General features: G+C 58.6%; 10 protein-coding genes. 5 read left to right on the top strand and 5 right to left on the bottom strand.

Going from position 1 to position 13800, the window contains the following annotated elements; genetic code table 11:
* Window positions 1-34 precede the first annotated feature (34 nt).
* The 3 genes from GFR01_RS02795 to ftrA all read right to left on the bottom strand — a co-directional run bounded on the left by GFR01_RS02795 (window position 35) and on the right by ftrA (window position 3634).
* Window positions 35-1558 (bottom strand): FAD-dependent oxidoreductase, encoded by a 1524-nt coding sequence (locus tag GFR01_RS02795; protein ID WP_099181188.1) that lies wholly within the window; start codon window positions 1556-1558, stop codon window positions 35-37.
* 143 nt (window positions 1559-1701) lie between these two features.
* On the bottom strand, window positions 1702-2466 hold the full coding sequence (locus tag GFR01_RS02790; RefSeq protein ID WP_099181187.1) for a DUF2076 domain-containing protein: 765 nt from the start codon (window positions 2464-2466) through the stop codon (window positions 1702-1704).
* Window positions 2467-2674: 208 nt separating this feature from the next.
* On the bottom strand, window positions 2675-3634 hold the full coding sequence (gene ftrA / locus GFR01_RS02785; RefSeq protein WP_244902124.1) for a transcriptional regulator FtrA: 960 nt from the start codon (window positions 3632-3634) through the stop codon (window positions 2675-2677).
* 109 nt (window positions 3635-3743) lie between these two features.
* Between ftrA and GFR01_RS02780 the strand changes: the two genes are divergently transcribed.
* From GFR01_RS02780 to GFR01_RS02760, 5 genes are all read left to right on the top strand, one after another.
* Window positions 3744-4358 (top strand): glutathione S-transferase family protein, encoded by a 615-nt coding sequence (locus tag GFR01_RS02780; protein ID WP_099181185.1) that lies wholly within the window; start codon window positions 3744-3746, stop codon window positions 4356-4358.
* 177 nt (window positions 4359-4535) lie between these two features.
* Window positions 4536-5414, top strand: a complete 879-nt coding sequence (locus tag GFR01_RS02775; RefSeq protein WP_099181184.1) for a glycine--tRNA ligase subunit alpha — start codon at window positions 4536-4538, stop codon at window positions 5412-5414.
* Window positions 5407-7461 carry a glycine--tRNA ligase subunit beta gene (gene glyS, locus GFR01_RS02770; protein WP_099181183.1) on the top strand — a complete coding sequence of 685 codons (2055 nt, stop codon included), beginning with the start codon at window positions 5407-5409 and terminating at the stop codon, window positions 7459-7461. Before GFR01_RS02775 ends, glyS begins: the two co-directional genes overlap by 8 nt.
* Window positions 7462-7466: 5 nt before the next feature.
* Window positions 7467-9488 carry a DUF2075 domain-containing protein gene (locus GFR01_RS02765; protein ID WP_099181182.1) on the top strand — a complete coding sequence of 674 codons (2022 nt, stop codon included), beginning with the start codon at window positions 7467-7469 and terminating at the stop codon, window positions 9486-9488.
* A gap of 110 nt (window positions 9489-9598) precedes the next feature.
* Window positions 9599-10639 (top strand): L-idonate 5-dehydrogenase, encoded by a 1041-nt coding sequence (locus GFR01_RS02760; RefSeq protein ID WP_099181181.1) that lies wholly within the window; start codon window positions 9599-9601, stop codon window positions 10637-10639.
* Between the two features lie 4 nt (window positions 10640-10643).
* On the opposite strand, the gene rodA is transcribed toward GFR01_RS02760, so the two are convergent.
* Window positions 10644-11831, bottom strand: coding sequence for a rod shape-determining protein RodA (gene rodA / locus GFR01_RS02755; RefSeq protein WP_099181180.1), 1188 nt, complete (start codon window positions 11829-11831; stop codon window positions 10644-10646).
* Window positions 11828-13753, bottom strand: coding sequence for a penicillin-binding protein 2 (gene mrdA / locus GFR01_RS02750; RefSeq protein ID WP_099181179.1), 1926 nt, complete (start codon window positions 13751-13753; stop codon window positions 11828-11830). Before mrdA ends, rodA begins: the two co-directional genes overlap by 4 nt.
* Window positions 13754-13800 lie beyond the last annotated feature (47 nt).

Genomic DNA, 13800 nt, shown 5'->3' with positions numbered 1-13800 from the left:
GGACGGCCCGCTCATGTCAAGCTTCGTGCGCGGTTCAGACCTTTTCCTGCACAAAACCTTCGAAATCGACGGCGGCTCTGGCCATGTCATACGCATGACCCGAGCCCGCCAGCGCAACCGGCTTTCCGTCCTTGAGATATGTTGCAAGGAAGCTGAACCCCTTGATATCCCCCTCAAGGCTGACGTTGTCGAACCCCTCACCCCAGCCCAAAAGCTCGATCTTCTTGCCGAACTGCTGCGTCCAGAACCATGGCGTCGGCAGACGGGTCGTCTCATGACCCATCATGGTCAGAGCCGCGATGCGCCCCTGCACCTGTGCATGCCGCCAGTGCTCGATTCGCCGGGGCTTGCCGTCATGCCGGATCGCAGACGCGTCACCGGCTGCATAAACACCGGGAGCAGCCCGCATCAGAGGATCGACAACGATTGCTCCGTCATCGTCCCGCTCCAGCCCCTGCACGTATTCCGTCACGGGCGATACGCCTACACCTGCAAGAACGAAGGAGGCTGGCAGCTTCATGCCATCTTCCAGCTCGACGCCTTCAGCTTTGTTGTCCCCATAAATTCTCACGACCTTCGCATCCGAAATGAAGGCAACGCCATTTTCTTCATGCAACTGACGCAGACGCGTCCCGATTTCCCGACCGAAATGCTTTTCCATCGGAACATCGGTATCGGCGATAATCGTGACCCCTACTCCACGCTGACGCAGGCAGGAGGCCACCTCCAGACCGATGAAACCCGCCCCGATAATGGTCACTGCCTGATCGGGGTCGATGACGCGGGCAATGTCTTCCGCATCCTTCTCCCTATGAAGGGTGAAAACTCGCTTCAAATCATCTCCAGGAATTCCAAGGGACTGGGAACGGCTTCCTGTCGCGATGAGAACGTGATCGCCCGTCAGGGTAGTTCCGTCGGAGAGTGTTGCTGTTTTCGTTGCCGGTTCGAAGGACTGGATCGTCGCATGTTTCACGCTGATCCGGTTCTGGCCGTAAAATGACTCACTTCTCAGAGAGGGAGCATGAGCTTTCTCGGGATCGCTGAGCAGAACAGTCTTGCTCAAAGCCGTGCGGTCATAAGGACGATATTTTTCCTCGGTGACCATCGTGATCTTGCCAGCAAATCCTTCCTGCCGGAGCGTCACCGCCGCCATTACACCCGCAGCGCCGGCTCCAAGGATCAGAACAGTTTCGTTTTCCTGTCGGGCAGCAGGAGTATTCCTCTTCATGGGTTCGGTGCCCACCAGCACACGACCATCCACAATTTCCACGGGATAGCGCGGCAGCGGCTCAAGAGCGAGAGGCTCGACAAGGCTTCCATCCACCGCATCGAAAACGGCCTTGTGCCAAGGGCAAACCAAGACGCTGCCTTTATCGGTTCGGCAGAAGGCGCCCTGCTCCATCGGGGCTTCCTTGTGAGGGCATTTCCCTCCCAAGGCATGAACCTCTTCCCCATCCTTCACCAGCACAACGGATGTTCCATCAACGGAAAAGGACGTGATCTGGCCCTCTTCCAGGTCTTTAAAGGCCACAAGGTCGCGGAAATCGTTTGTGCTCATCGGGTAGCCCCTGAAAAGTGGAAAATCTCGTTACAAAGCCAACGCAGTATGGGCATGCGGGTTGGCAAACAGCAAAAAACCCGCCGGGCAAAGCCGGACGGGTTTTCTGGTATTGTCGGTATCAGGCGTGAAAGATGCCCTCTTCAGAACATGTCGTCGAAGCCACCGCCATCGCCGCCACCACCGAAGTCTCCACCGCCGCCGAAGTCAGAGTCCGTAAACCCGCCCCCGGCATCCGTTCCGGCCCCGCCAAACGGATCGGAACCGGCATCGCCATAGTTGTTGTTGATGATGGTTTCGCCGCCACCGCCAAATGCTCCGGCATCCGCACCGGAATGATGATCGCTGAACAGGCCTTCAAGAGCATTGGCGGCCATCATGCCACCAGCCACACCGGCAGCCGTCGTCAGAGCGGACCCCAGAAAGCCCGAGCCGCCACGCTGGAACATGCCCGGCTGATAGCCCGGCGGGTAGCCATACTGCTGCTGCGGCTGGAAGTTCGGCGGTGGCATGGCACCGCCCTGCGCGCCCCAGCCCGGAGGCGGAGCAGACGTCTGCTGACGGTTGTTGTTGCCGCCGCCAAACAGACCACCAAACAGCCCGCCATTTCCGGAGGGACGGCTCTGCTGAGCCTGCTGGAGTTGCTGCTGCGCCTGCTGAAGCTGGAATTCCAGCTGGCGGATACGGTTCTGCGCCTGCGCCAGAGCAGCTTCCTGCACAACGGCCATCTGCGTCACGCGATAACGGGCTTCCGGATATTTCTGGAAGTTATCGGCAATGAAGCGGTCAGCCTCCGGGTCGATCGGTGGCAGAGCCGGCATCTGCTGCTGGCTGAAGCCACTCCCCTGCTGCGCTCCGCCAACGCGGGCGATGAAGCGGGAGATGACTTCGCGTTCTTCGTTGTTCATCGTCTCTGATCCTTCCAGACGAAGAAGTTACGTTCCCTCATCATATGAGGCACCCAGGCTTAATCGACAAGGGATCGACCTGCTGTCCATCAGACCTGCGCTGAAATTCAATGCGGGAAAATCTGACCGTTTCAGGATACGGCGCAACAGGTATATCAGGCAGTCAAACACGCTGCCTGATCTTTGGTTTCATTCCCTGTTCCAATCCTTAGCCCGTCGCGTCAAACCGCCTTCGATATTCAGTCGCCGTCAGCCCGCTCAAACGTCGAAACTGCTTTCGAAAACCAGCCTCTGACCGAAAGCCACTCAGGCGGGCGATTTCCATGATGGGACTACGCGTCGTTTCCAGCAGTTCCCTGGCGAGGGCGATTCGCTCATTCAGCAACCACGCCAGCGGCGTCATACCTGTCGCGTCCCGCAAATGGCGATGCAAACCACGCACACTCATCCCCGCTTCCAGCGCCATCCGTTCAACCGGCCAGTCCTCGTCCAGTCTGGTGCGAACCACATCGAACAGAGTGCCCAGACGACACCCAGGCCGTTTTGCCACCGGACGGGGAACAAACTGTGCCTGCCCACCATCGCGATGCGCTGGGATGACCAACCTGCGCGCCACCTGATTGGCAATTTTCGCCCCGAAATCCTGCCGCACGACATGCAAACAGAGATCCAGCCCCGCAGCACTTCCAGCAGAAGTCAGCAGACCATTATCTTCCGTGTAAAGGACGTCCGGCTGCACGCGAATATTCGGATATTTCCGGGCCAGGTGCTCTGTATGGTGCCAGTGGGTCGTAGCGCGACGTCCATCAAGCAGGCCCGTAGCCGCAAGGACAAACACGCCCGAACAGATCGAAACGAGCCGTGCACCCCGCGCATGAGCCCGCTGCAAGGCAAGCAAGAGTTTCTCCGGAACAATCGTATCCACACCACGCCAGCCTGGAACAACGATCGTATCCGCCTGCTCCAAAAGCGACAGATCGCCATCTGGCATGACGCTCAGTCGCGGTCCCGCGCGGAGTGGTCCATCTTCCAGACCCGCTACGACACAGCGATACCAGTACGCACCGACTTCCGGTCGGCTCAAGGCAAATACTTCCAGGGCGCAGCCAAATTCGAAGGCACACAACCCGTCATAGGCGAGAATGACGACAAGAGGACACTCAGGCACAGGCAACAGCATTCTGGCAGGATCGGATCGGAAATGACCGCTTCTGACACTTACATCAGCCACGCCGTAGCGAGAAGATGACGGCTCCACTTCTCACGGAGCAGCCCCCATGAAACTGATCGGTAAACTGGACTCACCTTACGTCCGGCGCGTCGCCATCTCCCTGACACTGATGGATATTCCGTTCGAGCATCTTTCTCTTTCCGTGTTTCGGGATAAGGCCGCCTTTGCCGACATCAATCCCCTGCTGAAGGCCCCCACCTTCGTGACGCAGGACGGGACAGCTCTCATGGACTCAACACTCATCCTCGATCATCTTGAACATGGATTACCCTCCAAGAAGCGCCTGATGCCCGAAGACCAAAGTGAGCGAACACGCGCGCTTTACATATTGGGGCTGGCCCTCGCGGCCGCAGATAAGTCGGTTCAGCTTGTCTATGAAACAAAACTTCGCCCCGTAGAGGGCCAATATGCCCCCTGGGTGGAACGCGTTACCGCACAGGCCCGTACTGCCTTCGCCGAGCTTGAAAAATGCTACGCCGTGCTGGGAGGCAATTGGCTGTTGGGCACACTCTCGCAGGCCGACATAACGACTGCGATTTCCTGGACGTTCGCCCAGAATGAAATCCCGGAGGTCATTGACGCCAAAGCGCATCCGGCCCTCATCCGGCTTGCCGCGCAGGCAGAAGAACTGCCTGCATTCCAAAAGTGGCAACCGGCATAGAAATACGCCCTGACCATCAGGCATCATTCGCAAGGGCTGGGAAAGAATTTTCAAAGATCTGTCCGTCTATTTTCCCTACTCCGAAACCGATCCGTTACTTCCTCGTCCCGCTCACTTCCGGTTATGGACCTCAGGCTGTAAGGTAGCCGCCAATTTTGCCAACCGGAGCCTATCGAATTGTCTGCGACCCGGCCGCTCAGCTTTCAGGACCTGATCCTGCGTCTACATCAATTCTGGTCTGAAAAGGGCTGCGCTATCCTGCAGCCCTATGACACAGAAGTCGGAGCCGGAACGCTCTCCCCTCATACAACCCTGCGCGCGCTGGGCTCGAAGCCATGGGCTGCGGCCTATGTGCAGCCCTGCCGCCGCCCGTCCGACGGTCGTTACGGTGAGAACCCGAACCGCCTCCAGCACTATTACCAGTATCAGGTCCTGCTGAAGCCAACACCGGAAGAGAGCCAGAACCTGCTTCTGGAGAGCTATCGTGCCATCGGGATTGATCCCGAAAAGCACGATATCCGATTCGTTGAAGACGACTGGGAAAACCCGACAATCGGCGCCTGGGGACTGGGCTGGGAAGTCTGGTGTGACGGCATGGAAGTCACGCAGTTCACGTATTTCCAGCAGGTTGGCGGTATCCCGACCGTCATGCCTTCCACCGAACTGACTTACGGGCTGGAACGGCTGGCCATGTATGTTCAGGGCGTCGAGAACGTTTACGACCTGGACTTTAACGGCAGGGGCCTGAAATACGGGGATGTGTTCCTGCGTGCCGAACGTGACTATTCCCGTCACAACTTCGAACTGGCCGATACGCAGATGCTGCTCACGCATTTCAACAATGCGGAAAAAGAGTCCATCCGTTTGGCTGAAGCTGGCGTCGCACAGCCTGCGTTCGATCAGTGCCTGAAGGCTTCCCATTATTTCAATCTTCTGGATGCCCGCGGCGTGATCTCCGTCTCTGAACGCGCATCCTATATCGGACGCGTCCGGACGCTGGCGAAAGCCTCCTGTGAAGCGTGGCTTGCTGGCGAGGAGGAGACGTCCAATGGCTGAACTGTTGCTTGAACTGTTCTGCGAGGAAATCCCGGCAGGCATGCAGCCCAAGGCTGCAAGCGAACTCGGCGCCCTTCTGACCAAAGCGCTCGATGGCCTTAACCCGTCTGGTGTTCAAACGTTCTACGGTACCCGCCGTATCGCAACCGTCCTGAACGTCGATGCCGAAATCCCGGCTCGTACCGTCTCCGAACGTGGCCCCCGCGAAGGCGCGCCGGAAAAGGCTCTGGAAGGCTTTACCCGCAAGCATGGCGTCACAGTTGATGAACTGACGCTGGAAAACGGCTTCTGGGTTCTGAACAAGCAACTTGATCCGGTAAGCGCGGAAAGCCGCGTGGCTGAAGCCGTGCCCGACCTTCTGTGGAAGTTCCCATGGGCCAAGTCCATGCGCTGGGGTGCTGGCTCGAACTTCTCGTGGGTGCGCCCGCTCCGTCGCATCACCTGCCTTCTTGATGGCAAGGTCGTCCCCTTCTCGCTCGCCCGCGATGACGACGATGCCCATGGCCTCAAGTCCTCCAACCTGTCCGAAGGCCATCGCTTTCTGGCGCCCGGCGCGTTTGAAGTCCGTTCGGGAGATCAATGGCTGGAAGAGCTGGAAACACGCTCCGTCATCGTTGATGCGGACAAGCGCCGCGACATGATCCGTACCGGTGTTCACCGTCTGGCTGAACAGCAGGGCATTACGGTTGTGGAAGACGAAGGACTGGTCGATGAAGTCGCCGGTCTGGTCGAATACCCAGTTCCGCTGCTGGGCCGCATCGACGATGCTTTCATGGATCTGCCCGCCGAAGTCATGCAGGTCTCGATGCGCATCAATCAGCGCTACTTTGCCCTGCGTAATGCAGACGGCAAGGCCGCGCCGTTCTTCGCCTTCGTCGCCAACCTGCCATTCAAGGACGGTGGCAAGCTGACGATCGCCGGAAACGAGCGTGTTCTGCGTGCTCGTTTCGCCGATGCCCGCCACTTCTGGGATCTGGATCGCAAAACAAAGCTCGCAGACCGCGTGGCAGCCCTCGATGCCGTGACGTTCCATGCGAAGCTGGGAACGCAGGGCGAGCGCGCCAAGCGGATTTCCGACCTCGCCGGCACTCTCGCTGCTGCCATGGGCCTGAGGGGAGAGCAGATCGAACAGGCAAAGCGCGCAGGTCTGCTGTCTAAAGCCGATCTGACAACCGGCATGGTCGGCGAGTTCCCGGAACTTCAGGGCGTCATGGGCGGCTATTACGCGGCACATGATGGCGAAGGCGACGCCGTTTCGAAGGCTGTGGCCGAGCATTACATGCCGCGCGGCCAGTCCGACGATACGGCAAAAGCACCTGTCTCGGCTGCCGTGGCCCTTGCGGACCGTCTGGATCTGCTGGCTGGCTTCTTTGCCATTGGCGAGACGCCAACCGGCTCCGGAGACCCGTACGGCCTGCGCCGGGCTGCACTGGGCGTGATCCGCACCATTCGTGACAACGGCCTGCGCCTCGACCTGACGGACCTCTTTGCCAAGGCGGCAAATGGTCGCACCGGCGGAGAACTCGCCAAGCTGCCGGACTTCATGGCAGACCGTCTGCGCGTTCAGCTCCGCAGCGAAGGCGAACGTCATGACGTTCTGGCTGCCACACTGGCAGGCGGTCTGGATGGCGATCTTGTGCGCCTTCTGGCCCGTACTTCGGCTCTGTCTGACATGATCCAGACGGAAGACGGCAAGAACCTTCTCGCCGCAGCCAAGCGCGCCGCCAACATTCTGCGCATCGAAGACAAGAAGGACGGTCCTCACAAGGGAACACCGGATGCGTCTCTCTACGCACAGGATGAAGAGCGCGCCCTGGCAGATGGTCTAAACAGTGCCGTGCCTGCGATCGAGACGGCCCTGAAAAACGAGCGTTTCACCGATGCGATGCAGGCGATTGCAGCTTTGCGCCCGACATTGGACCGCTTTTTCGATACTGTTACCGTCAACGCCCCGGAAGCCGACATTCGCGCCAACCGTCTGAAGCTTCTAGCGACCTTCCGCACGACCACAGCCCTGATCGCCGATTTCGCTCAGATCGAGGGCTGAACCTGATGGGAGCGTGGTGGTCCGGCCCAGTCGCCACGTTCCTCAACACGGACCCGGATCGTATTGGAGAGCGCCTCGCCCATGAAGCCGGACGCAGGCGCTTCTCCAGCGAGCCTCAACAACTCCGTGCCTGGGCCACCCAACTTGATCTTCTCCGCACCACGCTAACCGCTCTGCCGCAAACGGCAGGCTGGCAAATCCTGTTCGAATTCCCCATTCCCCGTCTGGGCGGCCGGATCGACACTGTCCTCATTTCCCCGGACGCGACGTTCGTTCTTGAATTCAAGGTTGGCACTTCTCAGTTCGACGCCGCAGCTCTCGCCCAGACCGAAGGTTATGCGCTGGACCTTCAGGACTTTCATGCAGGCAGCCGTCATCACCCGATCATCCCCATTCTAATTGCGACAGAAGCCGCACAACCCGCTCAAACATCGCCGCTCCTGTTAGGATCTGGCGTCACGCCAGTTCTGAAGTGCAATGCTACAAACCTGACGGAACTTTTGTCGGATCTCGCGCGCCGGACATTGCACTCCGTAGCGCCCATGCGACCAGAGGACTGGGAAGAGGCCCCCTACAATCCCGTCCCAAGTATCGTTGAAGCGGCTCGCCTCATCTATTCCACGCACAGCGTTGCCGATATCCATACAGCGAGAGCAGACGCGACCAATCTGACCCTGACGTCAGACCGCATCACGGAACTCCTTGAAACCGCGCGAAAACAGCACCAGAAAACAATCATTTTTGTCTCGGGCATTCCTGGCGCCGGGAAAACGCTTTGCGGCCTGAAGGCTGCGTTCGGCACGGCAGAGCCCGATAACTCCGCCACATTCCTCACCGGCAACCCAACGCTCATCCATGTTCTGCGTGAAGCCCTGACCCGTGACGCTGTGGCACAGGGTCAGAAACGCGCAGCCATAGAACAGCGCATGGAATCCACCATTCAGTCCCTGACCAAATTCCGGGATTACTATGTTGGACGCACCGCAGAGTGCCCGCCAGAACGGATCATGGTCATCGACGAAGCCCAGCGTTCCTGGAACGCCGATCAGGCTATTCGCAAAAGTGCACAACGGCCTGTTCGTCTGACACAGTCTGAACCTGCGCATCTCCTCGACATCATGCACCGGCATGCCGGATTTGCGGCCATCATCTGCCTTATCGGACAAGGCCAAGAAATTCATGATGGCGAAGGCGGCCTGGCCTGTTGGGGAGACGCTCTGGCGAGCCGGCCTGAATGGCAGATCCACGCATCACCGGATGTTGTCAGCTCCACTTCTGCCCTCACCACCCTACCTCCGTCCCTTCCGGTTCAAAAAGCGCCCTCTCTGCACCTCACAGTGCCGGTTCGCTCCCTTCGGGACACAGCAACACCCAAATGGGTGAATGCCGTACTGGAGGGAAATGTCTCTCTCGCCCGCAATATTGCGGAGAACGCCAGTCTTCCATTCCGCCTGACACGAAGTCTTCCGGAGCTACGCAAAGCCCTGCGAGAACGAGCCCGCCTGACCTATCGCTGCGGTCTGATTGCCAGCTCTCAGGCAAAACGCTTGCGCGCGGAGGGCCTCGGTGCAGAACTGGCTCACATGGACTCCAACGCGGTCGCTCAATGGTTTTTGAACCGCTGGGTTCCTGACAAGGACGTTCGAGCCTCCGATGCACTTGAAACCGTCGCCACTCAATTTGCCATTCAGGGACTGGAACTGGATTTTGTCGGCCTTTGCTGGGATGGAGACCTCATCCGTGCAGGCTATCCACAACGCTGGCAGTCCCGGCGCTTTAGCGGAACCACATGGCAAACCGTTAAATCCTCGGAAAAAGCCCTCTGGTCCCTCAATACCTATCGCGTGCTGCTGACCCGCGCATGTTATGAGACCATCATCTGGGTGCCGGAAGGCAATCCTGATGATCCGACACGCTGCCCTGACACGCTGAATGGCATTGCGGACTTCCTTCCGGCGTGTGGCATTGAACCACTGAAACACGCGGAAACTCTGCGCTTGGTCGAAAACTGTTTTCTAGACGTATGAACGAATAGCTAAGGCTATCCGCGTCGCCCAAATGTGACTGCCTTTAGCGCGCAAGATCAGCCATATCTGAGTGACATCATTCACGGTGCTCAGATGAAAGAGGCAAAGCCATGCCCGGCCTTTCTGCTCCTCAGACGACCGAAGCTCTGGTTATTCATGAAAAGGGTGATCTGCGTTTAGAGACCGTTGCCGTCCCGCCGCTTAAGGTGGGTCAGGTGCTGGTACGTCCAGCCTGGGGTGGGATCTGCGGGTCGGACATGCATTACTTCCTGCATGGCGGCGCGGGAGCATCCGTTCTGCGGGAGCCGATGATTCTTGGCCACGAGGTTTCCGGAATTGTGGAAGCTGTCAGCCCGGACGAAACACGTTTCAGGATCGGGGACGCTGTCGCCATCCATCCGGCTCGCCCGTGTGGGCACTGCCCTGAATGCGAGCGTGGGTCGAAACATCTATGCCGGCACATGCGCTTTTTTGGGAGTGCAGCGTTCCTTCCGCATACGGATGGCGGTTTCCGGCGGGATATGGTTGTCGAAACATCCCAGCTTTATCCGCTGCCTTCAGGCCTGGATGTGAAACGCGCCAGCCTTGCCGAGCCTTTCTCCGTCGCTCTCCATGCGATTGCTCGCGCCGGCGACGTTAAGGGTAAACGCATCATGGTTCAGGGAGCCGGCCCAATTGGCGCCTTGATTGTTGCCGGACTTAAAGTGGCCGGGGCGGCGGAGATCGTGGCAACCGATTTGCAAGACTTTGCACTGGATATCGCCGTCAAACTGGGGGCAACTGCCACAGTGAACACCGGCCGCGACAGTCACGATCGGGAATACGAAATCGTTTTCGAAGCAACAGGCGTCATACCTGCCCTTCCCACTGCCATCACGCGCACGCAGAAAGGCGGCATCCTCGTGCAAGTCGGAATTTTCCCACCGGGCGATGTGCCAGCCCCTCTGGGACAGATTATCGCGCGGGAAATCGACTATCGGGGGACGTTCCGCTTTGATGAAGAGTTCGCAGAGGCGCTGAAAATCCTTGCGGACAATCCCTGGATTGCGGACGGCCTTATCACCCACAGCTTTCCGCTGGCTCAGTACAAAGACGCTTTCGACGCCTCGCTGGACCGCAAAAGCTCTTCCAAGGTTCTCCTGGAACTGTAAGGGATCAATCGTCTTCGTCTTCAAAGCCTGGGTCCCGCTCGTTGCGATGGACCCAGGCTGACATCAGAAGCCCAAAGCCGAACATCATCGTCAACATGGCTGAGCCGCCATAGGAAATCAGCGGCAGCGGCACACCGCCTACCGGAATGGCCCCCATCACCATCGACAGATTGACGGCGCAGTACAGGAAAAAATCCATTGCGATGCCGAGCCCGAGCAGTCGCCCGAACTGATTGCGGCTCCGCATGGCAATCAGCGTGGCACCCAGCGTCAGAACCGTCAGCAACCCGATGACGGCTATACCGCCCGCAAAACCCCATTCCTCACCGATCATGGTAAAAATGAAGTCCGTCTGCTTTTCCGGCAGGAAGTTCAGCTGGCCCTGACTGCCATGCAAATATCCTTCGCCCCACATACCACCAGAGCCCAAGGCGATCTTGGACTGGATGATGTTGTAACCCGCGCCAAGCGGATCATGTTCGGGATGCAAAAAAGTATCGATGCGGGCCTTCTGGTAGTCATGCAGATGGCCGTAAATGACCTTCCCCAGAAACGGGATGGGCGCTATCAGAAGAACGATCTGCCACAGCCGCATTCCAGCCGCGAAAAACAGCGTAGCCCCGATAACGCCAATAATGGTCGCCGTACCGAGATTCGGCTCCTTGAGCACCAGAACCACAGGCAGCAGCGTGAGGATGGCTGGGATAACGAGACGTAGCGGATTACCCATCCGCTCGTTTCCAATCCTGTGAAACCACGTCGCCAGCATCAGAACCAGGCCGATTTTGGCAAATTCAGAAGGCTGAAATTGCATCCCCGCCAGATTGATCCACCGCTCGGCTCCCTTTCCCACATGTCCCATCCGCAGCACGAGGACGAGCAGGGCAATGGAGAGAAGATAAATCGGGACGGACAGCATCCGGAGGATCCGCGGGCTGACAAGCGCAACGGCGATCATCATCACAAGCCCAAAGCCGAAGCGGACCATCTGCGGCCCGGCAAACGGTTTCGCCGAACCACCTCCCGCCGAATAAAGCGCGATATAACCAACGCCAGCGAGCAGACAGACCAGCAGGACGTACAGCCAGTTCACCTGAAGCAGCCGCGCCATCGGACGGAAATCCGGCTCAGCCCGCAACAGGCGCTTGTCAGACTTCAGAAAACCGAATGCATTCACGACACCGCCCCTCATCCCTGCTCCGGCTCCCCTTGCGCAACCGTCTGTCCTGGTGGTCTGGACTGATTGGAGGGATCCCGCAGAAGCGTATCGGTCATGATCTGCTTGGCAAGAGGTGCCGCCTCGTCTGCGCCTGCGTTGCCATGCTCCACAACGACAGAAACCGCGTATCGTGGGTCATCATAGGGCGCAAAACAGATAAACAGCGCATGCGGACGATATTCCCAAGGCAGGTTCATCGAGTTGAAATGCCCGGATTCACGTAGCGCCCGCGACACACGCCGAACCTGTGCCGACCCGGTTTTCCCGGCCATCTGCACGTCCGGCAGATCCAGTCTGGCCTTGGGGGCAGTTCCGTGCGGCTCGTTTACAACGGCAAACATTCCGGCCCGGACCACACCCAGATGCTCCTGCGGAATTTCAAGCGCGGGAACTGTATCCAAGGATGCAAGGCTTGAGACCTGGTCGTTTGTAGCCCGGATCAGATGGGGCTGCACATTACGCCCTGATGCAATGCGGGAAACGTAAGTGGCCAATGCCAGGGGGGTAACCTGCACGAAGCCTTGGCCGATGCCCGCATTAACGGTATCACCACCATTCCAGTGAAAACCGTGCTGCTGACGCCATTCTGGCGTAGGGATCACGCCTGCCCGAACATGCGGCAACTCGATATCAAGCTTTACGCCCAACCCCATGGAGTTACCGACCGCCTTGATCGGGTCCATGCCGCATCGGCGTGCAGCCTCGTAGAAATACACGTCACAGGAATATTTCAGGGCATCGCGCATGTTGATCATGCCATGCCCCCAGCGGTTCCAGCAGTGAAACCGCACGCCGCCCATGTCGAAATATCCGGGACAGTTGAACCTGTCCTGAGGCGTGAGCGCGCCTGACTTCAATGCTCCCAGTGCCACAGCAGGCTTAAAGGTCGAGCCAGGTGGATAGAGGCCCGAGACAGCCTTATCTACTAACGGAGTACGCGGATCATTCGCCCATTCATTCCACTGGGCATGACTGACACCGGAATCAAACAGCGAGGGATCAAAGGACGGCGTGCTGACCATCGCCAGCACTTCGCCATTCCGGCAATCCATGACCACTGAACTCGCGACCCGGTCTCCCAGACGTTCCAGAACCTTGGCTTGTAAACCCACATCCAGTGTCAGACGAACGCCTTCGCCTTGTTGCCCTTCCACGCGGTCAATTTCGCCAATAACGCGGCCCAGCGCATTGACTTCCATTTCCACAGAGCCCGGATCACCCCGCAGGAGAGATTCCTGCGTCTGTTCGATCCCCGCACGCCCGACGCGCATTCCCGGCAGGGACAGCGTCGTATCCTTGGCAACATCGTCTTCATTTGGCGGAGCAACATACCCGACAATATGAGCCGTCAGTTCCTGGAAAGGATACAGCCGGGTCGAACCGACATCGACCAGCACACCTGGGAGAGACGGTGCATTCAGCTCGATCCGCGCCATATCGTCCCACGAAAGAAACTCATGCAGCGTAACCGGGACATATTTATGAACGTGCTTCAGGTCCCGCTCGATCCTGGCACGATCATGCTCATCCAAGGGAACAATCTGCGAGAACCGTTCAATAACGGCGGTAATATCCGTCGTTTCCTCCGGCATCAGCAGCGCGCGCCAGCTCACCTTATTATCAGCAAGCGCTGTTCCGAACCGGTCATGAATTGTCCCGCGAGCCGGAGCCAGAAGGCGCTTACTGGTCCGGTTGCGCTCTGCAAGCTGCCGCAGATGATCGCCCTCGAGCGTCTGAATATTATAGAGCCGTCGCCCTAAGGCACCGAGAACACCAGCCTGCACAGCCATCACCACCAGCGCACGACGCGTGAAAACACCCCGACCGGAGCGCACGGGCGCTTCCTGGCGTCGTGAGCGCAGCAGGGACCGAAAAGGGCGTTTTCTGGAAGACATCAGGTCTGGCGTTCAAGTCCGGAGAGAAGCGGCGTTTTGCGCGAAAC

This window comes from Gluconobacter frateurii (assembly GCF_002723955.1).
GTDB classification, from domain to species: domain Bacteria; phylum Pseudomonadota; class Alphaproteobacteria; order Acetobacterales; family Acetobacteraceae; genus Gluconobacter; species Gluconobacter frateurii.
This window is presented reverse-complemented; position numbering and strand designations above follow the sequence as displayed.